Annotated in this window: 23 protein-coding genes; 4 read left to right on the top strand and 19 right to left on the bottom strand. The window is 75.8% G+C overall.

All coding sequences use genetic code 11. From position 1 onward, the window contains the following. Position 1 precedes the first annotated feature (1 nt). The 4 genes from FVA95_RS07110 to FVA95_RS07095 form a co-directional block, all read right to left on the bottom strand. Complete coding sequence (locus tag FVA95_RS07110) at positions 2 to 478, bottom strand: hypothetical protein (RefSeq protein ID WP_149663482.1); 477 nt, start codon at positions 476 to 478, stop codon at positions 2 to 4. Between the two features lie 82 nt (positions 479 to 560). Next, positions 561 to 1,844 (bottom strand): NAD(P)H-dependent oxidoreductase, encoded by a 1,284-nt coding sequence (locus FVA95_RS07105; protein ID WP_149663481.1) that lies wholly within the window; start codon positions 1,842 to 1,844, stop codon positions 561 to 563. Beyond that, a complete protein-coding gene (rfbC, locus tag FVA95_RS07100) occupies positions 1,844 to 2,416 on the bottom strand; it encodes a dTDP-4-dehydrorhamnose 3,5-epimerase (protein WP_149663480.1) in 573 nt (190 codons plus the stop codon). The genes FVA95_RS07105 and rfbC overlap by 1 nt, the downstream gene beginning before the upstream one ends. Before the next feature lie 57 nt (positions 2,417 to 2,473). Further along, positions 2,474 to 3,043 carry a DUF4232 domain-containing protein gene (locus tag FVA95_RS07095; RefSeq protein WP_149663479.1) on the bottom strand — a complete coding sequence of 190 codons (570 nt, stop codon included), beginning with the start codon at positions 3,041 to 3,043 and terminating at the stop codon, positions 2,474 to 2,476. 441 nt (positions 3,044 to 3,484) lie between these two features. Between FVA95_RS07095 and FVA95_RS07090 the strand changes: the two genes are divergently transcribed. Next, complete coding sequence (locus FVA95_RS07090; RefSeq protein ID WP_020628449.1) at positions 3,485 to 4,282, top strand: glucose-1-phosphate cytidylyltransferase; 798 nt, start codon at positions 3,485 to 3,487, stop codon at positions 4,280 to 4,282. A 54-nt stretch (positions 4,283 to 4,336) separates the two neighbouring features. On the opposite strand, the gene FVA95_RS07085 is transcribed toward FVA95_RS07090, so the two are convergent. Continuing rightward, positions 4,337 to 5,404 (bottom strand): LCP family protein, encoded by a 1,068-nt coding sequence (locus FVA95_RS07085; protein ID WP_149663478.1) that lies wholly within the window; start codon positions 5,402 to 5,404, stop codon positions 4,337 to 4,339. 269 nt (positions 5,405 to 5,673) lie between these two features. Between FVA95_RS07085 and FVA95_RS07080 the strand changes: the two genes are divergently transcribed. After that, positions 5,674 to 5,964, top strand: coding sequence for a hypothetical protein (locus FVA95_RS07080; RefSeq protein WP_149663477.1), 291 nt, complete (start codon positions 5,674 to 5,676; stop codon positions 5,962 to 5,964). A gap of 70 nt (positions 5,965 to 6,034) precedes the next feature. Here FVA95_RS07080 and FVA95_RS07075 read toward each other — a convergent pair whose 3' ends face one another. From FVA95_RS07075 to FVA95_RS07065, 3 genes are all read right to left on the bottom strand, one after another. Next, positions 6,035 to 7,135: a class I SAM-dependent methyltransferase gene (locus tag FVA95_RS07075; protein ID WP_149663476.1), complete on the bottom strand. Its 1,101-nt coding sequence runs from the start codon at positions 7,133 to 7,135 to the stop codon at positions 6,035 to 6,037. Continuing rightward, the gene (locus tag FVA95_RS07070) at positions 7,132 to 7,722 is read right to left on the bottom strand and encodes a dTDP-4-dehydrorhamnose 3,5-epimerase family protein (protein WP_149663475.1); all 591 of its coding nucleotides are present in this window, start codon (positions 7,720 to 7,722) and stop codon (positions 7,132 to 7,134) included. The genes FVA95_RS07075 and FVA95_RS07070 overlap by 4 nt, the downstream gene beginning before the upstream one ends. Before the next feature lie 151 nt (positions 7,723 to 7,873). Next, positions 7,874 to 8,617: an SDR family oxidoreductase gene (locus FVA95_RS07065; RefSeq protein ID WP_149663474.1), complete on the bottom strand. Its 744-nt coding sequence runs from the start codon at positions 8,615 to 8,617 to the stop codon at positions 7,874 to 7,876. A 41-nt stretch (positions 8,618 to 8,658) separates the two neighbouring features. Between FVA95_RS07065 and FVA95_RS07060 the strand changes: the two genes are divergently transcribed. Further along, positions 8,659 to 9,882, top strand: a complete 1,224-nt coding sequence (locus FVA95_RS07060; protein ID WP_149663473.1) for a putative glycoside hydrolase — start codon at positions 8,659 to 8,661, stop codon at positions 9,880 to 9,882. A gap of 14 nt (positions 9,883 to 9,896) precedes the next feature. Here FVA95_RS07060 and FVA95_RS07055 read toward each other — a convergent pair whose 3' ends face one another. The 10 genes from FVA95_RS07055 to FVA95_RS07010 form a co-directional block, all read right to left on the bottom strand. Beyond that, positions 9,897 to 11,012, bottom strand: a complete 1,116-nt coding sequence (locus FVA95_RS07055) for a glycosyltransferase family 4 protein (protein WP_149663472.1) — start codon at positions 11,010 to 11,012, stop codon at positions 9,897 to 9,899. Beyond that, the gene (locus FVA95_RS07050; RefSeq protein ID WP_149663471.1) at positions 11,009 to 11,890 is read right to left on the bottom strand and encodes a bifunctional 2-polyprenyl-6-hydroxyphenol methylase/3-demethylubiquinol 3-O-methyltransferase UbiG; all 882 of its coding nucleotides are present in this window, start codon (positions 11,888 to 11,890) and stop codon (positions 11,009 to 11,011) included. Before FVA95_RS07050 ends, FVA95_RS07055 begins: the two co-directional genes overlap by 4 nt. After that, a complete protein-coding gene (locus FVA95_RS07045) occupies positions 11,866 to 13,410 on the bottom strand; it encodes an oligosaccharide flippase family protein (RefSeq protein WP_149663470.1) in 1,545 nt (514 codons plus the stop codon). Before FVA95_RS07045 ends, FVA95_RS07050 begins: the two co-directional genes overlap by 25 nt. A gap of 1 nt (position 13,411) precedes the next feature. Further along, complete coding sequence (locus tag FVA95_RS07040; RefSeq protein WP_149663469.1) at positions 13,412 to 14,437, bottom strand: hypothetical protein; 1,026 nt, start codon at positions 14,435 to 14,437, stop codon at positions 13,412 to 13,414. Next, positions 14,434 to 15,657: a glycosyltransferase gene (locus tag FVA95_RS07035; RefSeq protein ID WP_149663468.1), complete on the bottom strand. Its 1,224-nt coding sequence runs from the start codon at positions 15,655 to 15,657 to the stop codon at positions 14,434 to 14,436. The genes FVA95_RS07040 and FVA95_RS07035 overlap by 4 nt, the downstream gene beginning before the upstream one ends. A 40-nt stretch (positions 15,658 to 15,697) precedes the next feature. Continuing rightward, a complete protein-coding gene (locus tag FVA95_RS07030; RefSeq protein WP_240051322.1) occupies positions 15,698 to 16,567 on the bottom strand; it encodes a sortase domain-bontaining protein in 870 nt (289 codons plus the stop codon). A 3-nt stretch (positions 16,568 to 16,570) separates the two neighbouring features. Next, positions 16,571 to 17,470 carry a DUF4397 domain-containing protein gene (locus FVA95_RS07025; protein ID WP_149663467.1) on the bottom strand — a complete coding sequence of 300 codons (900 nt, stop codon included), beginning with the start codon at positions 17,468 to 17,470 and terminating at the stop codon, positions 16,571 to 16,573. A gap of 146 nt (positions 17,471 to 17,616) precedes the next feature. Further along, entirely contained in the window at positions 17,617 to 18,258 is a 642-nt protein-coding gene (locus tag FVA95_RS07020) for an HNH endonuclease (RefSeq protein WP_369804849.1), read from the bottom strand. A 189-nt stretch (positions 18,259 to 18,447) separates the two neighbouring features. Beyond that, a complete protein-coding gene (locus tag FVA95_RS32700) occupies positions 18,448 to 20,448 on the bottom strand; it encodes a glycosyltransferase (protein WP_240051321.1) in 2,001 nt (666 codons plus the stop codon). Further along, positions 20,445 to 21,737, bottom strand: a complete 1,293-nt coding sequence (locus FVA95_RS07010; RefSeq protein ID WP_149663466.1) for an O-antigen ligase — start codon at positions 21,735 to 21,737, stop codon at positions 20,445 to 20,447. Before FVA95_RS07010 ends, FVA95_RS32700 begins: the two co-directional genes overlap by 4 nt. Before the next feature lie 160 nt (positions 21,738 to 21,897). Here FVA95_RS07010 and FVA95_RS07005 point away from each other — a divergent pair, with 160 nt between their 5' ends. Beyond that, positions 21,898 to 22,926, top strand: a complete 1,029-nt coding sequence (locus FVA95_RS07005; protein ID WP_149663465.1) for a glycosyltransferase family A protein — start codon at positions 21,898 to 21,900, stop codon at positions 22,924 to 22,926. Between the two features lie 6 nt (positions 22,927 to 22,932). Here the strand turns inward: FVA95_RS07005 and FVA95_RS07000 are convergent, their stop codons facing one another. Further along, positions 22,933 to 23,859: a class I SAM-dependent methyltransferase gene (locus tag FVA95_RS07000; RefSeq protein ID WP_149663464.1), complete on the bottom strand. Its 927-nt coding sequence runs from the start codon at positions 23,857 to 23,859 to the stop codon at positions 22,933 to 22,935. Positions 23,860 to 23,913: the final 54 nt, after the last annotated feature.

Here is a 23,913-nt window from a genome sequence, read left to right as displayed (position 1 = left end):
CTCAGGACGGCAGGTACCCCGAGAGCACGACGGCCATGGCGACCGCGGCGGTGAGCACGACCAGGACCGCGGCGACCGTCGTCCGGCGGCGCCCGGTCGTGGGACCCGGCGACGTCGCGGATCCCGAGGCCGGCCACACGGGCTCGCCCGTCCGGCGGGCGGCCAGCCACGGGGCGACGCCGTCGTGCTCCCGCCGCGCGGCCGCGGTCAGCGCCGCGGCCCGGTCGGCCGTGGCGGGATCGACTCCCCCGTCCCCGGCCAGCGCGGCGAGCAGCGCGCGGGTCGCGGCCTCGTCGTCGGGCAGGATCCGCCCGCGGACGATGCCGCGGACCCGCGCCACCGGGGTCCGCAGCCTGCGCGCGACGTCGCGCTCGGACCGGCAGCCGTTCCGGTCGTGGACGGCGTCGAGCAGGTCCAGGAGCTCGCGGTGCGGGCCGTGCTCGGGCCAGGACGTCCGGTCGAAGCGGCGCAACGGCACCCGTCGCCTCCTCACGCAGGATGATCGTTCGATCACCTGTCGCATTCGGGCGGGCCGGCGTTACGCAAAACTGATGAGCCGCTCAGGCGAAGAGCTTCTCCTGCTCCTCGCGCAGCGCGTCGACGAGCCGGCCCGGGGGCAGGGTCACGTCGTCGTAGGTGAGCACGGTGTCCTTGGCGACGTCGCGGGTGAGCGTGCACCCCTCCGCCACACCCATCGGGAGCAGCCGCTCCGACCGCGTGACCGGGGAGGCCTCGGCGACACCGTAGGTGTCGTAGCCGCCGAGCCCGTCGAGGGTGTGCCCGGCCCGCAGGTCCTGCTTGGCGGTGGCGACGACGTCGACCCGCTGCCCGGCGGGCGGGCTCAGCGCGGCGTCGGCGAAGTCCACGGCCCGCACGATCGTGTTCGGCACCTCGAAGTGGCACAGGTGGTAGGGCGTGTAGAAGCTGTACAGCGGGCCCTCGCCGAGCTTGTACAGGTTCAGGTAGTGGCGCTGCTTCGGGTCGTCGTGGGTGCCGAGCACGTAGATGCCAGGGCCCGGCTTGGCGCCGACCACGTAGTCCACGACCCCGCCGAGCTCGCGCAGCTCGTCGACGTCGTAGGCCTGCGTCAGCTCGTCGACGTGACCGGCGTGGTCGCGCCCGTACATGCCGCGCCTGCCGACGGTGAACCCGAAGGCGTTGGCCACGATCGCCTGCTCGAACGACACCTTGGTGCCGTCGGCGAAGCTGGTGACCATGTAGGGGTCCTGTCCCCACTTCTCGGCGAACGCCTGCTGCGTGGTGGGGGTGCGGTACTCGTCCTGCAGGCCCTTGATGTTGCCGGCGACGAGCGGGGTTACCCCGATGCCCTTCACGAAGCGCAGCAGGTTGGCCTGGACGCCGGGCTGGTCGCCGTCGGCGCCGGTCAGGACGACCCCGGCGGCGCGGGCGCGGTGCGCGAGCAGCGGGCCGACGGTGCCGTCGAGCTCGGCGTTCATCGTGACGACGGGCAGCCCCCGCTCGATGGCGGCGACGGTGACCCGCGCGCCGAACTCGACCGCGCCGGTGACGTCGACGAGCACGTCGATGTTCTCCGCCGCGAGCAGCGCGAACGCGTCGCCCAGCACCGCCGGGACGCCCTTCGCGATCATCGCCTCGACCTGCGCGGTGCTCGACACCTCGACCGGCTCCAGCCCGGCCTCGGTGTAGGCACGCACCCCGGTGGCGACGGTGCGGTTGGCGATGGCGACGACATCCATCCCGGGGGTGGAGTTCACGATCTGGTTGACCAGGCCGCGGCCCATGAACCCGGCACCGACCAGGCCGACCCGGATCGGTCGGTTCTCGGCGGCGCGCTTGGCGAGCGCGGTGTCGAGGATCAGCATCAGCGGCCCGCCGCCCCGGTGACGACCGACGGGAAGTCGGCGTTGTCGGCCAGCAGGGGCCAGCTCGCGTCCTTGTCCGAGACGTGGTCGACCGAGTGCGGCCACGCGACGTCGAGCGCCGGGTCGTTCCAGCGCAGGCCACGCTCCGCACCGGGGGTGTAGGGCGTCGAGACCTGGTAGATCGTCGTCGCGTCCGGGGTGAGGGTGAGGTAGGCGTGCGCAAAGTTCCGCGGCACGTACATCGCCCGGTAGTTGTCCTGGGACAGCTCGGCGCCGAACCACTGCAGGTAGGTGTCGGAATCGGGGCGCAGGTCCACGATCACGTCGTAGATCGCGCCGCGGACGCAGCGGATGACCTTGACCTCGGCGTTGGGCTCCAGCTGGTAGTGGAAGCCGCGCAGGGTGCCCGCCTCGTGGTTGTACGAGAGGTTGCACTGGGTGATCGTCGGGTCGAGCCCGGCGTCGGTGAACTCCTGCTCGCAGAAGGAACGCGCGAAGAAGCCACGGTCGTCCTCGAGTCGCCTCAGGTCGATGAGAGCCGATCCGGGGAGCGGGGTCGGATGGATGTCCATGCCCCTCTTGTACGTCACGACCGTGGCTTCGTTAACCGCAGGGTGGCGACGCCCCGATCACACCGAGCCGGGCGCCACCGGGTGGATGTAGGTGCCGGGGCGGGTCGCGCCGTCCTGGCGGAGCACCGGCCCCTGGTCCCACTTCAGCGTCGTCGACGTGGTCTCGTCCGGCGCGGTCACGACGATGTCGGTCGGCGTCCAGCTGCCCCCGGGCAGCCAGGTGATGACGGTGTGCGCGGTGCCGCCCGGCTTCACGACGAGCGTGGTCGGCTCCTCCGCCGCGCGCGGCAGCGAGTAGGACGGCCCCCACTGCGGGTCGTCCGGTCCGCGCAGGTCGACGCCGCCGAAGCCGGTCATGGTGCAGGGCGCGGCCGAGGCGTTGCGCCAGACGATGGTCGTGTCCTTCTGGTCGTTGCCGAGCGTGGTGCCGACGGATGCCTCGAGGGTCCGGCTGGTGCAGCGGGCGACCTGACCGGCTTCCCCGGTGGGCTGCTGTGCCACGGTGGTGGGCGGGGACGACAGCGCCGCCGGCGCCTGGTTCGCCGGCTCGGCCGCGCCGCCGCACCCGGCGACGAGCAGGCCGGCCGACAGCAGTCCGATCAGCAGTGGTGCGCGGTGAGTGGTCATGCGCGACACCGTTCTCCGGTTCGTCCGATCACGCTGGGCCGCAACGGTGGAACCACCCGGCCGTGGGTCAGTGCCCGGGGCGCGAGCCGGTGTTCGCGCCCGACCGCCACCGGCTCCCCCGCGCCCGCGAGCACGACCGGCACCACCTTCGTGTCGCAGGCCGGCCACACGCCACCGAAACACCGAAACACCGAAACACCGACCGGAGATGTTCCCGAATCGGAAGCGCCGAAGCCGAGGCGACGTCGTCACGGGTCCCAGGTCGTGGCACCACGCAATCACGATCCGTCGACACAACGTGACGATCCGTGTCCGTTCCCGCACGGTGTGAGCCGGCGAACAGACACACGGCGCTAACAGTGCGGTAGTGATGTTCGGTTCCCCTGTACGACAGGCGCCGCCGCCCACCACGCTCCCCACGAAGGAACGGATACTCAGCCCATGGATCCCGAGACCCCCGTCGTCATCCTCTGCGGAGGCAAGGGCACTCGCATCCGGGAGGCCTCCGAGAGCCTGCCGAAGGCGATGGTCGAGATCGGCGGACGGCCGATCGTCTGGCACATCATGAAGACCTACCGGGAGCACGGCTTCCGCCGATTCGTCCTGTGCCTGGGCTACAAGAGCTGGGCGATCAAGGAGTACTTCCTCGACTACCGGGCCCGCTCCGCGGACTTCACCCTGTCCATGTCGGACCGGCACCGCATCGACTTCCACAACAGTGTCGACGAGGACTGGGAGATCACCTTCGCCGAGACCGGGCTGGAGGCCGCGACCGGCTCGCGCGTCCGGAAGATCGCGCAGTACGTCGACACCGAGAACTTCTTCCTCACCTACGGCGACGGCGTCGGCACCGTCGACATCACCGCCCTGGCCAAGGAGCACGAGGAGTCCGGGAAGATCGGCACCGTCACCGGGGTGCACCCGACCTCCAAGTTCGGCGAGATGAACGTCGAGGGCGACCGGGTCGTGGAGTTCAACGAGAAGCCCACCCAGGTCACCGGCTTCGTCTCCGGCGGCTTCTTCGCCTTCCGGCGCGAGTTCCTCGACAGCTACCTCGGCGAGCCCGGCGACGACGGCGTGTGGCTCGAGCACGAGCCGCTGCAGCGCCTGGCCCGCGACGGACAGCTCAACGTGCACCGCCACGAGGACTTCTGGTCGGCGATGGACACCTTCAAGGACTACGAGTACCTCAACGACCTGTGGTCGCGCGGCGAGGCGCCCTGGAAGATCTGGGCCTGACCGAGGCCCGCCCGGGGGGCGAGGGCCACCGGTCCCCACCCCCGGGCGAGCGGGTCACGACGGCGTCGAGCTGAGTGCCTCCGTCGGGTTGCGGTCCGCGTACTGCGCCACCGACCCGTTGCGGACCGCTCCCCAGAGCTCCGCGCTGCGCTGCTCGTCCAGGTAGACGACCGACTGCTCGCCCTCCCGGCCCAGCCCGGCCACCGGTGCCGTCACGAACGCGACGCCCGACCCGCGCAGGTTGCGGTTCTCCAGGGCCAGCTGGACCAGCCCCGTGTTCGACAGCGAGTCGTCCACGCTCACCGCGTCGCCGACACGGGTCGCGAACGAATAGAGCGCGGTCGGGTCCGTGGTGGCCTTCTCCTGCACCGTCGCGAGCAGCGCCTTGATCGCGTTCTGCTGGCGGGCGGCGCGGTCGATGTCACCGTTCGGGAGGCCGTGGCGCTGGCGGACGTAGGCCAGGGCCTGGGCGCCGTCGAGGTGGTTCTCCCCCGCCCGGAAGTCCACCCCGGCGTTGCTGGTGGCCTGCGCGACCGTCACGTCGATGCCGCCGACCGAGTCGACGAGCGAGGTGAACCCGGCGAAGTCGACGACGCCGAAGTGGTCGACCCGCACCCCGGTCAGCTTCTCCACAGTCTCGATGAGCAGCGGCGCACCGCCGAAGGCGTAGGCGGCATTGATCTTGTTCATGCCGCGGCCGGGGACGTCGACCCAGGAGTCGCGCGGGATCGACACGACGCTGGCGTGCTCGCCGTCGGGGGCGAGGGTGCCGAGCATGATCACGTCGGACCGCTGGGAACCGGCGTCGACCCCCGGGGCGGCGTCGGTGCCGGTGGTGGGTGCCTCGGCCCGGGAGTCGGTGCCGACGAGCAGGAACGTGGTGCCGCCGGACGTGGCGGGACGGCTGCCCGCGTCGATCCCGCGGAACGCGTCCGGGATGCGGGCGATGCCGCCGCCGATGCTGGAGGTCAGGTAGGCCACCACGCCGCCGACCGCGAGCAGCAGCACGAGCACCAGCGCCAGCAGCACGGCGAGCACCCGCCGCCCGCACCGACGGGGACGCCCGCCACGCAGGCCGGGCACCACGTCGTCGTGCCGGGTCGGGGGGACGGCATTGCGCATCGGGTCTCCTGGGTCGGGCGTGGGCGGTCGTCCGGTCCGTCGCGTCCGGGCGGACGGCGTGACGCGACACCGCACGGTCCCACTCCCGGTGGTGCGCCACGCCACCGGACCGTGCACGCCAGACCTTCAGTGTGCACACAGCGCAGTCACAGGGACGTGCTGTGTCATCAGATGCAGGGAACCCACGGCCCTCGTGCTGACGATCCCGACGGACCGGACGATATCAGGGGCAGCACGGCCGCACGGCCCTCGTGCACCGAGGAGGAACCATGAACGTCACGCCCGAGACCCCCGCCACCAGCGTCCCCGCCGCCGCGATCCCGGCTCCGCGGGCCGCTGCCGAGAACACCGCCCTGCCGCCCGTCGGGGCCGCCCCGGTCGCGGTCGACCTGTGCCGCTGCGGTCACGAGCGCGACGCCCACGACCACTACCGCGCCGGCACCGACTGCGGTGTCTGCGGCACCTCCTGCCGCGCCTTCCACCCCCGCAGCGGCTCCGCCGACGGCCGCTCGTTCGGTCGCGCCGCCCGGCTCACCTCGGCCCTGCTGCGCCGCCGCTGATCCCTGCGCGTCCCCGGACGGTCCGCCGGGAGGCGGGGCACGAACGCCTCCCGGCGCCGGCCCGGCCGGGTCACGCCCGGACCGGCACCGCGTCGGGGAGCAGCCACCGGCCACCGGTCGCCTCCACCTGCGGCAGTGCGCGGCGCATCTCCGGGAGCAGATCGTCGACGAACAGCAGCACCGACCGCGGCGCCGCCGCGACGAGCGCGTCCGGGGCGACGATCGGGATCGCCGTCCCCGGTGTGCGCCTGCCCTGCTTGGCGACCGAGCCGTCGGCGATCGCGGGCAGCAGGTCCGGGCCGATCCCGGCCCGCGACAGCAGCGCCACCGCCCGCGACGCCGCGCTGTAGCCCCACACCGGGCGGCCGGCGGCGCGCTCGGCCTCCAGGAACTCCCGCACGCCCGTCGTCGTCCGGTCCGCGGCCCGCTGCAGTGACGCGACCGTCGCCGCGTCGCGCATGCCGGCGGCGCCCTCGGCCGCGACCATCGCCCGCACCGACTCCTGCTGCTCGCCGCCCGCCCGCGCGACGAGCAGCACGGTGCCGCCGTAGAGCGGGAACCACCAGGCCCGGACCGCGGCGAGGCCGACGGTCTCCAGCATCCCGACCAGCGCCGGGGTCGAGTAGTAGGCGAAGTGACCGTGGCGCAGGGCGTTCCACTGCGCGCCCTCGACGATCGCGCGCAGCGTGTGGAACCCGATCACCAGCGTCCCGCCCGGCCGCAGCCGGGCGACCCGCTCACGCACGGCAGTGGCCTGGTCGGCGTCGTGCATGAGACCGAGGTTGTCGACGACGACGTCGGCCGGTTCGTCCGGTGCCACCGGCGTCGCGCCGGTCGCGGCGAGGTCGGCCACCCAGGAGCCGCCGTGCGGGCTGCCGTACTCGGCGAAGGACACCCCCGGTCCGACGACGCCGGCCGCGGCGAGGGCGGCGACGGCGGCCCGGCCCTGCTCGACCAGCGCCGCGGGCTCCAGGCCGACGACCTCCTCCACCCCGCCCGGGTCCTCGGCGAGCTGGGCCAGCCCACAGGCGTCGCACAGCCACATGCGCAACGGGGACGTCGCGTCCGGCCCCGGGTCGGCGGCGGGCGGGAAGGTCGCGCAGTCCGGCTGGACACCGAGGTCGAGCACGACCTCCCCGTCGGTCCCCGCGCAGAACCGGCAGGCCGTCACCGGCGGCCCCCGTCCCGCGTGCTGGGGACCTCGACCGGAGCGCCGTCGAGGGTGCGCAGGTAGTCCGCCCAGGACGGCGCGACCCGGTCCCGTTCGCTGGTGTCCGACGGCGGCATCGGCCAGTCGACGCCGAGGTCCGGGTCGGCCCAGTGCACCGAGACGGCCTGGATCGGGTCGTGCACGCGGTCGATGGCGTAGCAGACGTCGGCGACCTCGCCGACCACCTGGAACCCGACGAGCATCCGGCGCGGCACCCGGATCGAGACCAGGTCGCGGTCGTCGAGCCGGACGGCGACGTGACGGCCCAGCGTCGGCGACTCCAGTCGTCCGTCGACGACGACCAGGTGCGCCGCGCCGTGCGCCACCCGGATGATCTTGCCCTCGCCGCCGTGGTTGCGGCCGTGCAGCCCGCGGAGCACCCCGTGCCCGGAGCGGGACTGGCTGTCCTGGACGTAGTCGGCGCGGGTGATGCCCCAGTGCTGCGCCACGGCGTCGTCGTAGGTGCGGGAGAAGAAGCCGCGGTCGTCGCGGAAGGGGCGCGGCCGGAAGAGCAGCACGCCCTCGAGCGCGGTCGTCTCGACGTCCATCAGTGGCTCCTCCACCGCCGACGGCCCGGTCGGCCGCACCGCGGGCGAGGTCGTCCCACCACTGATCGACGTTACGGGGTGTCGCGACGACGACGGCCCGTGCGGCGCCGACCCGCATGAACCGGGGCGTTGCGCAACCGAACGGTGACCGTCAGTGATGGTTGCGGTGGCCGAGCATCCGCACCACCGGGCCCAGGACGCGGCCCGCGGCGTCGCGCAACCGGGTGTCGGGCACCTCCACCACCGCGGTGTCCCGCCGCTGTGCGTCCAGCGCGGCCGACGCCACCTGCTCCGGGGTCGCCCACCGCCACGCCGGGACCCAGGACACGTCCTCGCCGTGCCGGTCGTGGAACGGGGTCCGGGTGAACCCCGGGCGCACCACGGTCACCCGCACCCCGTGTGGCGCCGCCTCGTGGCGCAGCGCGCCGGCGAGCGCCTCGACCGCCGCCTTCGTCGCCGAGTAGACGGGGGTGCCCGCCGTGGGGTGCACCGCCGCCGAGCTGGACACCATGACGATCCCGCCCCGGCCGCGGCGCAGCATCGGGGGCAGCGCGGCCCGCGACAGCCGGGCCACCGCGGTGAGGTTGAGCGCGACCTGGGCGTCGATGTCGTGGTCGGTGTGCTCGGACAGCGTGCCCGGCCCGGCCGTCCCGGCGTTGTTCACCAGCAGCCCGACCGGGGCGTCGGCGATCACCTGCTCGGTGGCGGCCAGACCGGCGTCGGTCGCCAGGTCGGCGACGAGTGTCCGGGACCGCGGCACTCCGGCGGCGACGTCGTCCAGCCGCTCCGCATCGCGCCCCACCAGCAGTACCGGGATCCCGCGGCGGCCCAGTTCCCGGGCGAACGCGGCGCCGATCCCGCTCGACGCGCCCGTCACGACCGCCCGTTCCGTCATCGCGGTCCTTTCCCCCCACGCCCCGGGTCCGGGATCTTGGCATGATCGGCGGTGTGTGTCACCGCTGCGTCCTGGTCACGCTCGTGCTGGTCGTGGCGGTGCTCGCCGGCTGCGCCGCGGCGGCCGCTCCGCCGGCACCGTCGGGGACCGAGCCCACGACCGCCCCCGCGGTGTGCGGGCTGTGGCTCGCCACCGGTGGCACCCCGACCGACGAGCAGGTCCGCTACGCGGCCGGGCGCTACGGCGTCGTCGTCCTCAACGCCTGGGAGACCGACGTCGCGCGACGGCTGCGCGCCCAGGACCCGGGGATCGTCCTGCTCGTCTACAAGGACCTGTCCTCCACCCGCGGCTACGCCGAGGTCGGGCTGCACGGCGGGCTCCTGCCGACCGGCGTCGACGGCGCCACCGCCGACCCGGCCTGGTTCGCCACCGACACCGCCGGTCGGCGCATCGAGTGGGCGCCCTACCCGCAGCACTGGCAGATGACCGTGTGGGACGAGGCCTACCAGCGGGCCTGGACCGACCGCGTCGTCGCCGAGACCGTCCGCGACGGCTGGGACGGCGTGTTCGCCGACAACGACATGTCCTCGCTGCGCTTCTACTCCGACGCCGTGGTCGCCGGGACCACCGATCGCCACGGCACCGACACCCTGCTGCGCGACGGCCTCGACGCGCTGGTGACCCGCGCCGGGACCGCGCTCGCCGAGCGGGGCAAGGTGCTGGTCCCGAACCTGTCCGAGGCGCGGCTGTTCCCCGGCCGCTGGACCCGGCACGCGCGCTTCGGCGGGGCGATGGAGGAGAACTTCGCCCAGTACGGCGAGGACGGCGCCCTCACCACCTGGCAGGGCCACCAGTGGGCGGAGATGCTCGCCGCCCCGCCGCAGGACCTGACGCTCCTGGTGACCGCGACCGCCGGGCGGCCCGAGGCGCGGCCCGGCGCGGCCGAGCGGGCCGGGTTCGCCGGGGCAGCGCTGCTCGGCGGGCCGCGCTCCTGCTGGACGCCGTCGACCACCCGGGACTACTCCCTGCCCGAGTGGTCCGGCTACCGGTCGCTCGCCCTGGGCGAGGCGACCGGACCCGCGGTCCGCGACGGACGCACCGGTGTGTGGACCCGCGGGTTCGCCGGCGGCTGGGTGGCGCTCAACCCCACCCGCGACGACGCAGAGGTGGCGGTCCCGGGCGGGCTGCGGACCGTCGACGGGGCTCAGGTCGGGGACACGGTGAGCATCGGGTCGGCCGACGCGACGATCCTGGTGCGACGCTGACCCGCCCACCCCGGTCAGCCGAGCAGCGAGCGGTAGAGCGCCAGGTGCGACCGGGCCGACGCCGCCGCCGAGTACCGCTCGGCGGCCCGGGCGGCGAGCAGCTTCCCGGTCAGGCCCGGGTCGGGGTCGGCGAACAGCGCGCGCAGCGCCGTCGCCAGCGACTCCGGGTCGCCCGGGGCGGCGGTGAAGCGGGCCGCGCCGGGGGCGGCGAGCATCGTCGTGGTGTCGCCGGTGTCGGTGGCGAGCACCGGCTTGCCCGCGGCCATCGCCTCGATGACGACCAGCGGCTGCTGCTCCATCCGCGACGGCACGACGACGGCGTCCGCGGCACGCATCAGCTCCGGCACGTCGGTGCGGAACCCGAGCAGCCGGATCCGGCCGCCCGAGGCGGCCGCGCGGGCCTCGATCGCGGCGCGTTCGGGGCCGTCGCCGACGACGGTGAGGGTCGCGTCGGCGGGGCACACCCCTGGCCGCTCCACCGCGTCGATGAGGTCGGTGATCCCCTTGCGGGGCAGCAGGAGCCCGGCCGTGAGGAGGTGACGCACCGGCCCGGCGGGCGGGTCTGGCGGGCCGAGGTCCAGGCCGTTGTCGATCTGCGCGAGGCGGTGCGCGGGCACGCGCAGCCGCCCGGACAGGAACCGACGCATCGGTTCGGCGCAGACCACGGTGCGGTCCAGCACCCGCCCGACGACGGCGTCCGCGGCGAGCGTCGCGCGGGTGTAGCGCGACGGGGCGGGCGCTGCGGCGGTGCCGCGGAACCACGCCTCGCCGACGTCCTCGGGGACCCCGTGGTAGGTCTGCAGCAGCCACGGGCGGCGGCGGCGCCACGCCGTCGTCGCGAGGACGAGGCCGGCGCGGCGGTCGTGGGCGTGCACCAGGTGCGGGCCCCAGTCGTCGATCCGGGCGAGCAGCGCACGGGCCGCGGTGACGTCGGTCTTGTCCCCCACCCCGGACTCGGTGAACACCTCGGCCGGCACGCCGGGGCCCCGGGCGGGCCGCGGGCCGAACACCCGGACCGTGGCGGCGCCGGTGCGGTGGAGCTCGCGGGCCAGCGTCAGACACACCTCGACCGGGCCGCCCCGGTCCTGGGTGAGGACGAACGCGACCCGCGGCGGCCCCGCGGGGCTCACTGGGCGCCCCGGTACTCGCCGGGCATCGCCGACGCGGGCAGCGGGGTGTCCGAACGCGCCCCCAGGAACCACACACCGCTGGCGCCGTCGGACTGGAAGGGCTCCGGGATGACCCGGTCCAGCAGACGCAGCCAGGACAGCGCCAGCCGCACCGCCCGCCCGGCGGCGCGGGAGCGGGTCAGGCCGGTCGCGACGGCACCGATCGTCCAGATCAGCTGCACGCCGGGCCCGCCGACCACCCCGGACCCGATGCGGTCGAAGTCGCGGAACAGCCAGCGGTGGCCGGACTCGGTGAACCGGGTGAAGTCGTAGGGGCCCTCGTGGACCTGCTGCAGGAACGGCGTCTCGGCGTAGACGAGACCGCCCGGGACGAGCACGCGGTGGATCTCGGCGACGACCGTCGCCGGATCGAGCACGTGCTCCAGCACGGCCTGCACCACCACGCCGTGCACGACGCCGGCGGCGAACGGGATGCGGTGCCCGTCGGCGACGAACTGCACGTGCGGGCTCGCGTAGATGTCGAAGGCCAGGACCTCGACGCCCGCGTCGGAGTAGAGCCGGTCCGCGCCGTTGCCGATCTCCCCGCCCCCGACGACGAGCACCGTCGGGCGGGGGTGCCGGGCGCGGAGCCGGTCGAGGAACACGTCGAGGTTGCGACGGGTGCCGCCGTCGGGGTTGGTGATCCGGCGCAGGTTCCGGCGCAGCGCGGCGAACGCACCGTGTCCCCGGTCGATCTCGCTGGCGGCGCCGCCGGCGAGCAGCCGGTCCCGGTCGAGGACGCTGGTGGCGAAGTCGACGTACACCGGGGTCTCGCCGACGTGGAGCGGCTCGTCGGGCCACTCGACGAACGCGCTCAGCCGCTCTGCGGGTGCGAGCATCTCCCCACCTCCGGGTCGGTCGGGCGGGCCCCGTCGTCCGGGGCGTCGCGCAGTCCACCGCGCAGGTCGCGCAGCAGGTCGAGGTTGGTCACCGCGGCGACGGCGGCCACCGTCACGACGACGACGGTGCCGGCCGCCAGCAACGCGGGCACCGAGGCCGGGTCGTCGGCCCCCGCGGCGCGGACGGCGAGGTCGGCGAGCTCGCCCGCGGCGAGCGCCGCGGCCAGCCCGCCCACGGTCCGCAGCACCGGCCACGGCCGGGGGAGGCCACCGGCCCGGTACAGCACGAGCAGCGCGGGCGGGACCACCAGCCACACCGCGACGAGCTGCGCCCAGGCCGTCGCGACGACGCCGTGGGGGACCAGCAGCGCCAGCCCGGCGACCAGCAGTGCCAGGTGCGCGAGCTGCAGCAGCAGGTAGGCACCCGGCCGGTCCACGGCCCGCACGACCTCCTGCAGCACGTACTGCAGGCCGAAACCGAGGCCGTACCCGCAGAGCACGACGAGCACCGGGGCTGCCGGGGCCCAGCGGCCGTCGAGCACGACGATCCGCTCGGCGAGCAGGGCGAAGACCACGTAGGGCACCCCGGCGAGCACGAGCAGGGCCCGGACGAATCGGGTGACCGCGGGCCGTAGGTCCCGGCGCTCGCGGCGCAGCCGGGCGTACACCGGGAACGACACCGCACCCAGCACCAGCGACACCATCACGTACGGCGCCCAGGCGATCCGGAAGCCCAGCGAGTACACGCCGACCGCGTGCGGGCCGAGCGTGCGGGACACGGCGAGGTAGTCGACGTTCACCAGCAGCACCGCGACGACCGCGCCCGGGCCGACGACCCGGGTCCAGCGCAGCGCCTCGGCGGCGGCCGCGGTGTCCCAGCCGGGACGGATCCGCACCCCGGCGGCGATCCCGAGCAGCGGCAGCGCCACCGCACCGGCGAGCAGACCGACCGGCAGCGACAGCGCACCGAACCCGCCCGCCGCCAGCGACACCGCGAGCACCGAGGCGACCAGCGCGGACCCGACGTCGGGGACCAGCCGGCGGCGGAACTGCAGGTTCCGGTGCATGAGCCCCATCTGCACGCCACCGGCCGCGGTGAACGGCAGCGACAGCGCCGCGATCCGCACGAGCGGTTCGGCGTCGGGCGCGCCCAGCGCCGCCGCGACCGGGGCGGCGCCGAGCAGCCCGGCCAGCGCCAGCAGCACCCCGATGCCGACCGAGATCGTCATGAGGACGCCGGCCATCGCATCGGGGTCGCGGTCGGTGCGGGCGACGATGTCGAACACGCCCATCGACTGCACGACCTGCCCGACGCCAACCAGCGCGACGGCGACGGTGACCAGGCCGAGCTCGGACTCGGTGAGGAACGCGGCGAGCACGACCGTCAGGACGATCTGGCTGCCCTTGGCCAGCAGGTTGACCAGGCCGAGCCACAGGGTCCCGCGGGTGGCGCTGCGGGCGAGGCCGGAGGCGGACCCGGTGTCGGCCCCCGCGTCGGCCCCGGTCGGGGTCACGGTCATCTCAGGACACGACGGCGGCGAGCACCCGGGTGCCCGGGCGCAGCGAGCGGACCACCGCGTCGAGGTCGGCCCCGTCGGCGGCCCGGTCGACGACGAGCACGAGCGACTCGTCGGCCCGCCCGCCCGCACGGCCGCCGGGTTCCCGGGCCAGGTCGGCCTGCAGAGCGAGCACCGCGTCGGCGACGCCGGACGATCCGGCGGCGACCCGGACCGGGCCGCCCGCGGCGCGGGCCAGCACGAGCAGGCGCTCGCCGGCGTCGGGGTCGCGGGCGCTCAGCACCGGGACGATCCCGTGCCCGGCCGCGACCAGCGCCGAGAGCACCGAGCGGCGCACGTCCCCGCGGCGGGCACGCATCCGGCCGACCAGCACCACGGCGGTGCCCAGCCCGGCGAGCGTCCCGGCGATCAGGCCCAGCCCGACGCCGAGCGTGAGGTCCGGGCCCTCCTCCAGCAGGGTGGCCTGCCGGTCGAGGACCCGCAACGTGCCGGCCGGGGCGAGGAGGTCGGCGGCGGCGACGCGTCCGGCGAAGGCCTCGGCCAGGCGCGCGGCGAGGTCCGGAGACCCTGCCGAGACCGACACCCGGGCCACACCGGAGCCGGCGAGCAGCTCCACCGACACGTCGTCGGCCAGCTCGGTGGGGGCCGGGGAACCGGGCACCGCGGCGGCGACGGCGTCGAGGGTCGACGGGGAGGTCACCAGGTCCGCGATCGAGGGCATCGCCAGGGTGACGACCTCGCCGTAGCTGGTGGACACCCCGGACTCACTGATCAGCGCGGAGCCGGTGGAGCCCGAGGGCAGGGCAAGAAGCCCCACCCGCCCCTCCCAGCGGCCGGGCAGCACCGCGAACACCCCCGCGACGAGCGCAGCCACCAGCAGGCCCACGAGCACCGCGACCGCGGCGACGCGCAGCCCCGGGCGGCGTGGCCCGGCGGCCGTGGCCGTGCGGGTGGGCGGCGGCGGGGCGGGGTCCACGGGCGTCGTGCCCGGGACGTACCGATCGCGCACCACACCGTTCGACCTGCTCACCGCGTTCCTCCCCCACCGGGCGGTCCTGTCGATCTCCCGGCTTCCCCTGACTCGTTCCCGGCCGTCGATCCGTTTCCCGGAGCCGTCTCCGGCGGGGATGACATGGGCCACTGACCAGCGGCCAGCTCGGCGACGAGCCCGGCGACCCGGGCCGTCATCCGGCTCCGGTCGAACAGCTCCTCGGCCCGGGCGCGGGCCGCCCGGCCCTCCCCGGCGGCCAGGCCGGGCGCAGCGAGCCGCAGGGCGATCGCGGCGGCGAGCGCGGGCACGTCGCCGGGCGGGACGGTCCGCCCGGCCGGTCCGACCGCCTCGGCCATCCCGGTCACCGCGAAGCCGACGACCGGTCGAGCGCTGGCCATCGCCTCCAGCGCCACCAGCGGCATGCCCTCCCATCGCGACGGCAGCACCACGACGTCCGCGGCCCGGTGGTACGGCGCGGGGTCGGTCGTCGGCGGGTGCAGCAGCACCGAGTCCCGCAGCACCGGGTCGGCGGCGCAGCGTGCCCGCAGCGCGTCGGCGGCCGGTCCGTCGCCGACGACCAGCAGCCGCGCACCGGGAACCCGCGCACGGACCGACGGCCAGGCGTCGAGCAGCAGGTCCTGGCCCTTCTGCTCGGTGACCCGGCCGAGGCACAGCGCCCACGGCCCCGGTCCGAGGCCGAGCACGGTGCGGGCGTCGTCCGGCCCGCCCGCGGTGAACCGGTCGAGGTCGACCCCGTTCGGGACGACGACCGCGGCACCGCCGATCCCCGCCGCGCGGCCGGTGGCGAGCTCGTCGGCGGAGACGCACAGCAACAGTGAGGTCCAGCGGGCTCCGACGCGTTCCCAAGTCCGGGCGGCGCGGGCGAAGGGCCCGGCGACGGCGTCGAAGGACCAGGCGTGCGGCTGGACGATCGTCGGGACCCGCCCGCGGACGGCGAGCCGCCCGGCCAGCCCGGCCTTCGACGAGTGCAGGTGCACGACGTCCGGTGCGGTGCGGGCCACGATCCGGGCGAGCGCGCGGACCTCCGCGAGGACCGACCGGCCGGGCGAACGGGTCGCCTGCCAGGTCCGTACCGGCACCCCGGCACCGCGGGCGGCGTCGGCGAGCGGACCGTCGGGACAGGCGAGGCGGACGTCCCAGCCGCGGTCGTGCTGGTCGGCGCACAGCGTGCGCACGACGGCGGCCACCCCGCCGTCGACGGGCTGGCTGACATGCAGGACGCGCGGGGGTCGGCTCATCGGGACTCCGCGGGGTGCGGTCGGTGGAGGCGTGGAGGGCTCAGTGGACGGAGGCGAACACGACGATGTTGTCGGTGTAGGAGCGGACGGCACGGTCGAACGACCCGCCGCAGGTGATCAGCCGGAGCTGGGCGTTGGCGGTGCCGCCGTAGACCTCGGCGGCGGGGAGGGCGTCCTTCGGGTAGGTCGCGACTCGGTCGACGGTGAAGGTGGTCCGCTTCCCGTCGGTGCGCGGGACGATGATCTGCGCGCCGACCGGGATGTCGCGCAGCCGCCAGAACACCGCGGGCCCGGCGACCGAGTCGACGTGCCCGACGATCACCGCTGGACCGGCCTGGCCGGGCCGGGGACCGGCGGCCCACCAGCCGATCCGGCCGGAGTCGACCGGGGCGCCGAGCGTCCCGTCCGGGCCGACGACCAGCTGCTCCGGTGCGCCGGCGGTCAGTCCGATCGCGGGGACCACCAGCCCGGACGGCGGAGCGACCGGACGCGCGGCCCGGGCCCCGGTCGTCGCGACGGCGGCGGCGCGGGTCGCCTCCGGGGCGGACGGCCCGGTGACCGAGGCGGCGGTGACCACCGGCGGCGACGACGGCCCCGGCTCCGCCGCCGGGGTCAGCACCGGGACCAGCGGCAGCGCGAGCACCGCGGCGGCGACGACGGCCCGGACCGCGGGCCCGCCCGGGGTACGGGCGACCCCGGCGCGCGCGGACACGCCCACCCCGTACGCCGCCGCGCGCAGCCGCCGGACCGGCCCGGGCGGGGTCCGCAGTGGCGGGGTCCAGGCGGGGGCGGTCGGCGTGCGCAGCGGCGCCCGCCAGGGCAGGCCGGTCGCGTCGAGCCAGGTCGGGTCGGGGGTTCCGTCGGGACGGGTGCCTTCGGTGCGGGTGCCCTGGGTGCGCGGCCCGGCCACCGTTCAGCCCCTGCGGCGGGCGGCGCGGAGCACCGAGGTCCCGTAGACGAGGACGGGCGCCGCGAGCAGGCACAGCGCCAGTGGCAGCACGCCAGGGCCGTCGTCGTCCGCCGTGCCGCCGGCACCGGCGGGGACGCCGCCGCGGGGCAGCGGCGCGCCGTCGTGAACGACGGCGGGCGCTGCGCCGACCGGCAGGCCGGGGGTGTCGGTGATCGGGTGCGCCGCGAGCGCCCCGCCGGGGCCGCCGGTCACGACGACCGTGGTCACCGACCCGGCGCCGACCGGGAGCTGCGCGGCCTCGGTCGCGGCGCCGGAGGACAGTCGGACGTCCCAGGTGCGGGCCGCGACGGTCGCGTACTCGGTGACGGCGCCGTAGGCGAGGTCGGTCGCCAGCCGGGGGCCGCCGACCGCGAGGGCCTGCAGCGGGGTGGGCGTCCGGGCACCCTTGACGACCCGGACCCGGCCGGAGCCGGCGGCGGGCGCGGTCAGGTCGTCGGTGACGAGGTCGCCGCGGACCTGCCCGGAGCCGGTGTCGAAGAAGAACAGCGACTGCGCGGTGCCGGGCGCGATCTGCAGCCCGGCCGCCAGCGGGGCGGGCGCGGACGGGTCACTCCCGACCGGGCGCATGGTCACCGTGTACCGACCCGGGACGAGCCGCAGGTAGCCGGTGACGTCGCCGTAGGCGGCGTCACGGGCGACGGTCTGCTCGGTGGAGCCTGCACCGTCCGGGCCGGAGATCGTCGCGACGACGGCGCGTGTCCCCGGCGACAGGTGACCGAGCCGCAGCTGCCCGACCGGCTGCGCCGCGCCTGCGACCGGCGAGAACGCCAGTCCGGCCGCCACCGCGAGCAGGATCGTCCCCACGAGGACGGCGCCCCGTACACGCCCGGTCCGCACGTGCATCCCGCACTCCCTCGCCCCGTGGCCGGCTCGGTCACCGGACCCGCCGCATCACCGGATGCAACGATCTTCGGCCGGGCGAGGTTACCCACGATCAGGGGACGGCGGCGACCGTCGTGACCCTGTGTGCCCGACCGCGGACGAGCGGTTCACGCGGCGGCGGTCAACCACGGTTCCCAGGCCGGCAGCGGCTCCACGGCGAGCACCAGGACCCCGGCCCCGTTGCGGGCCGGCGGTGCCGGAGTGGTGCGCAGCGTCCAGCCGATCTCCTCGATCAGCCGGTCGGCCTTGCGGGAGTTGCAGGCCTTGCAGGCGGCGACGCAGTTCTCCCAGCTGTGCGCCCCGCCACGGCTGCGCGGGACGACGTGGTCGATGGTGTCGGCGCGTTTGCCGCAGTAGGCGCAGCGGCGGGCGTCGCGGCGCAGCACACCGGCCCGGGTCATGGGGACGACGCGGCGGTAGGGCACCCGGACGTAGCGGGACAGGCGCAGTACCGACGGGGCGGGGAGCGAGAGGGACTCGGAGCGGAACTCCGCCCCCTCCAACGCCTCCTGGAGGCACTCGGCCTTGCCGGAGAGCAGCAGGCAGATCGCACGTTTCGACGTGACGACGGCCAGCGGTTCGAAGCTGGCGTTGAGGAGCAAGACCCGGGACCCCGCCGGGATGCGAGCCGTGGTCGGCGGCTCGGTCCCCGGTGCCGGGACGGGATCGTCGGGGAGCGGGTCGACCGCTCTCAGGTCGCCAGGGACGATCATCTCGGCACCACTGGGGACGGGTTGTCGGTACGGCACGCGACCACCTCCGGAACGCACGAGGTCCGTGATGTAGTCGACCATACGGAAGCCCGGTTACGCGAGGGTGATAACGCGGCCTCGGGGAGGTGACCGCGCGGCGCGGGCGCCCCGGGACCGCACACCCGCCCGCCGGCGCCGCACGACGGCCCTCCGGGTCCGCGCGACCGTTCGTCGGATCGAACCAGATCAGGTCAGGACGACCGCCAGCACCCGCTCCCGCTCCGGAACGGCCGTGAGGACACCGGTGAGATCCTCGGTGCGGGTGCGCCGCGGGTCCGCGAGCGCCACGACCGCGCCGGGCCGCGCCGGACCGGCCACCGGACCGTCGCGCAGCGCGAGTGCCTCGGTGATGCGCCGGGCGTCGGTCTCCAGGCCGGGACCGGCCGGCACCACCCGGGTGCGGTCCGGCCCTGCCAGCAGCCGGATCCGGTCGACGAGCACCGGGTCCGCCGCATCCAGCACCGCGACCGGGCCGCGGCCCGCCGCGGCGACGGCCCGCAGCAGTCCCGACTGCGGGGTGGCACGTCGGCGGGGCAGCAGCGCCGCCCCCGTCACGACGGCGACGACGACCCCCGAGAGCAGCGCGAGCGCCGCGGCCAGCGTGGTCGAGGTGGCGACCGGGGTGACCGCGGCCCGGGTGTCGACCGGCACCAGCCGCCCGGCCGGGTCGAGGACGTCGGCCGCCACGACCTGGTCGGCGACGGCCTCGGCCAGCGCCTCCGCGCGGGCCGGATCGGGGTCGCGCACCGAGATCCGCGCCAGCCCCGAGGCCGGGACCAGCTCGACCGACACGGCGCGGCGCAGCTGCTCGGGGTCGGGACCGCCGGGCACCGCCGCGGCCGCCCGGCCCAGCAGCGACGGCCCGGTCACGATCTCGGGCAACGCGGGCAGGGCCAGCGAGACGACCTCGCCGTAGCTGGTGGAGACCACGGGGCGGGCCGGGTCCAGCGAGACGGTTGCTCCGACGTCCGGGCGGGCCACCAGCGTGACGCCGGCCTGCTCGGTGACCGGTCCGAGCGCGACGGCCAGCAGCACCGCGGCCGTCGTCGCGAGCCCGGCCAGGGCGGCGACGCCGGCCAGCCAGAACCGGCCGGGCCCGCCGGTGCCCGCGGCGCGGGCGTCGTGGAGCAGCGCGTCGTAGCCGGCGGCCAGCGCGGCCGGGGCGTGCTCGGCAGCCACCCGGGCCCGCCCGGCCGCGGCCAGTGCCGCGCGGCGGCGCGGGTCGGCCAGCCCGTTCAGCGCGGCGGCGACCGCGGCCGGGTCGCCCGGCGGTACGAGCAGCCCCGCCGCGGGTGCGTCGGCGCGCGGGCCGAGCGCCTCGCGGACCCCGTCGACGTCGGTGGCGACCACCGGGAGCCCGGCGGCCATCGCCTCCAGGACGACCATCGGCAGGCCCTCCCAGTCGCTGGTCAGCACGGCGACGTCGGCGGCGGCGAGCAGGGTGGGCATGTCGTCGCGGGCACCGAGGAACCGCACCCGGTCACCCAGGTCGGCGACGCGCTCCTCGAGCCCGGCGCGCAGCGGACCGTCCCCGGCGAGCAGCAGCACCGGCCCGCCCCGCACCGCGCGCCAGGCGTCGAGCAGCACGTCGTGGCGCTTCTGCGGGACCAGCCGGGCCGCGCACAGTGCGACGCCGACGTCGTCGGGCAGGCCGAGGGCACGCCGGGCGTCGGCCCGGGCGGGCAGCACCGGCGGGGTGACGGCGTTGCGCAACACCGCGATCCGGGTGTCGTGCAGGCCCGCGGCACGCAGCCGGTCGGCGACCGCCGCGGACACCGCGACCACGACGTCGGCGGCGCCCGACAGCAGCCGGGCCGCCGCCGGGTAGTCCTCGGCGGCAACGCCGTGGAACACCGTCACCAGCGTCGGCCGGCGGCGCCGGGTGTGCGCGGCGAGCCGGCAGACCAGCCCGACCAGCACGTTGTGGGCGAGCACGACGTCCGGGCGGTGCCGCCGGAGGGCGGCGGCCACGGCGAGGGCCCCGCGCAGGATCCCGACCGGGGTGCGGCGCACCAGCGGCATCGTCTCGGTGCGGTGACCCTGCGCGGCCAGCTCGTCGGCCCGCACCCCGCCCGAGGACAGGACCACGGTGTCCCAGCCGAGGCCGGTCCCGTGCCGGGCGAGGTCGGCGACGACGCGCTCCGCTCCCCCGGTCCCCATCTCGTTGACGACCTGCAGGACCTTCACCGGATCGCTCCCTCGCTGCGCAGGCCCACGGCGCAGGCCGCGGCGGTCAGTGCCCACAGGGGCATGTAGTACTGCTCGGACAGGAACGCCGAGGCGACGCAGACCGCGATGAGCGCGGTCTGCACGGCCAGCGGCAGCAGCCGCCCGGGGCCGGGGCCGGCGGCCCGGACCGCCCGCTCGGCCGACCACAGCGCCACCGCGATCATCCCGACGAAGCCGGCCAGACCGAGCACCCCGAGCTCGGCGGCGACCTCGACGTACATGTTGTGGGCGACCGGGGTCTGCTCCTCCAGCTCGGCGTTGTGGGAGGCCGCGAGGTAGTGCGAGCGGAACCCGCCGGGCCCGACGCCGAGCAGCGGTTGCTCGGGCAGCAGTGTGGCCGCCACCTCCCAGCGCAGCGCCCGGCTGTCGATGTTGGAGGCGGCGACCTGGTCCTTCTGGGAGAGCGCGCGGCCGACGTCGTCACCGAAGCCGGCGACCAGCCCGACCCCCGCGACCACGACGGCGACGGCGGCCGCGGCGAGCACCCGGGGCGCGATCGCCCCGCGCACCGTCAGCCACACCACGGCGACGACGAGCGCGATCATGCCGCCGCGGGACACGGTCACCGCCGCCCCCAGCACGAGCAGCACCAGCAGCACCCCGACCAGCACCTGCGCGGCCCGGGGTGCGCGCTCGCGCCCGTCCCGGCGCGGACGGCGCAGCCACAGCGCGAGCAGCAGCGGCACCGCCGAGACCAGCACGTAGGCCAGGTCGTTGGGGTCCTCCAGCGGCCCGGTCGCCCGCGGCGAGCCCTCGATGAGGAAGCTCCACAGGGCCCCGCTCGCGGCGACGGTCGCGCCGGCGACCGAGGCCCACACCGGCACCCGCACCGGGACCTCGCGGGAGCAGACGTCGATCAGCACGGTCACGGTGACCAGGAACGACACCCAGCGCTGGGCGTAGGTCATGGTGAAGGGGTCGCCGGCGTGCACCGCGGTCGAGGCGAGCACGGCCACGGCCAGCACGGCGAGCGGCACGTGGACCGGGTGGAAGCACGGCAGCCGGAACGGGCGCAGCCGGGCCACCAGCCACACGAGCACGAGCATCGCGGCGGGGAGCTTGGTGACGACGTCGTTGACGTCGAGCAGGTAGCCCTCGCAGGAGGCCACGCCCACGGTCAGGAACACGAGCCCCTGCAGCAGCCGGGCCAGTGGCGTGCGGGTGGCGATCTCCTGCACCAGCGCGGTGCCGGGCCGCGGGCCGGTGTCCCGCAGGACCACCGCGGCCGGTGCGGTCTGCTGCACCATCCGCCTCCGCCCGCCGTCCGACATGGTCCGTACGGCGGTGCATTCGGCCGTCCACCAGGGATCGTTACCCCTCGTGACGGAGATCGACGACACCACGGCGTAACGCCGGAGCTGCTCCGGTACGACGGTCACCCCAGCGACTCCGACAGAACGGACGAGAATGGGCCACCACCGTCAGGCACGTCCGCGGTTCAGCTTCCTGTCGACCGCGTACCGCACCGAGCACGCGGTGGCGGGGATGATCGGGTCGGTGCAGGCCCAGACCGACCCGGACTGGGAGCTCGTCGTCGTCGACAACGGGATGTCGGACGAGATGGCCCGGATCGTCGGTTCCCACGCCGAGCACGACCCGCGGATCGTGCTGGTCCGCCAGCCCAACCGGGGCGCCGCGGGCGGGATCAACCGCGCCTCGACCGAGTCCTCGGGCCGCTACGTCACCCTGCTCAACTCCGACGACCGGGTGCTGCCCGAGTTCTGTGCCCGGCTCGGCGACGTGCTCGACTCCCGCCCGGACCTCGCCGCCGTCACCTGCGACGCCTGGTTCACCGACGCCGCCACCGGGGCGCGGCTGCCCGCCTCCTACCTGGAGAACGCCGGGGCGCCGACGCCGGACCCGGAGCACGTGCTGACCCTGCCCGAGCTCATCGAGGGGCCGTGCCCGTACTACACCGGGGCGGTGCGCCGGGAGGTGTGGGACGCCCACGGCCACGTCGACGACGCCGGGGTGACCGTCGCGGACCGGCACCTGTTCCTGCGGATCGTCGCGGCGGGGCACCGGATGGTGACGCTGCCCGAGCGGCTCGCGAGCTACACCCAGGCGCCGCAGTCGCTGTCCCGCGGCGGGCCCGCGGTGCTGGCCGTGGAACAGGCCCGGGAACGGGCGGTCCGCACGGCCGCCGCAGGCTCGGACGACCCGGCCGTCGCCGCCGCCCTGGGGCGGGAGCTGCGCCGCAGCCGGCACCGCCGCGGTGTCGTCGGGGCCCGGGTCGCGCTGTTCGAGGGCGATCTCGCGACCGCCCGCGCCCGGGTCCGGGCGGCGGTGCGGGAGCGGACCGACCCGCGGACCCTCGCCGTCGCCGCCGCGGTGCTGCTCGCCCCGGGCGCGACCCGCCGGGCCTACCGCCGCTCCCGGGGCGGGGAGGTCCCGGCGCCGGTCGTCCCGGCGCGGGTCACCGACGCCGCGCGCTGAGCGCGCTCACCCGGTCCGGCGGGCCAGCACGACGAGCTTGTTGCCCCGGCCCATCCGCCGGAACAGCGCCTCCGCCGCGGGCCAGCCGCGCGCGAGCAGCCGGTCCACCGGGCCGGAGCCCTCGGCCCCGTGGTCGAAGGTGGCCTGCATCTTCGCCACCGGCGAGGTCATCCGGTGCACCTCGACGACGGTCACCCCGTGCGGCGCGAGGACCCGTTCCAGGCCCCGCTCGGTGAAGTAGATCTTGTGTTCCCAGTAGTACATGTTCTTGGCCAGGTCGACCCGCCCACCGGTGGCCCGGTGCAGCGCACGCACCAGTGGCCGCACCGGGAACGCGGCGTCCGGGGTCTCCAGCAGCACCCAGCCGCCGGGACTCAGCCGGGACAGCGCGTCGGTGAGGAACGGGCCGGGGTCGGCGACGTGCTCGATCACGTCCCAGAGGGTGACCACGTCGACCTCGGTGTCCTGCGCGGCGAGCTGCTCGGGGGTGAACACCGTCAGGCCGCGGGCGGCCGCGCCGGCCAGCGCGCGCTCGTCGACGTCGGACCCGACGGCGTCCAGCCCGCGGTCCCTCGCCCACGCCAGGAAGTTCCCGATCCCGCAGCCCACGTCGAGCACCCGCCCGCACCGGCCGGCCCGGTCCTCCAGCCGGTCGAACACGGCGGCGTAGCGCTGCTCGTAGCCCACCCGGACGGCCTCACCTGCGTAGACGTCGAACTTGTAGTCCTCCCAGTACTCCCCCGCCGTCGAACCGCCGGGGACCGGGTCGCGCAGGAACTCGGTGCCGCAGCCGGTGCAGCGCAGCAGCCGGTACCGCTCCTGGACGACGTGGCGGAGCAGCCGGCCCGGGGCGCCGCAGGCCGGGCAGGCGGCGGCACCGGCCGACCCGGTGCCGGACGTGCGCTCGGCGTGGTCGGCGTGGTCGGTGGTCATGGACGGCACCTCGTCTCGCGGCGGATCGTGCACCGCTGCGCTCGTGCCGGACCT

Source organism: Pseudonocardia sp. EV170527-09 (assembly GCF_008369905.1).
Lineage (GTDB): Bacteria > Actinomycetota > Actinomycetes > Mycobacteriales > Pseudonocardiaceae > Pseudonocardia.
The sequence above is the reverse complement of the archived record's forward strand: the minus strand, read 5'-3'. Positions and strand labels throughout refer to the sequence as shown.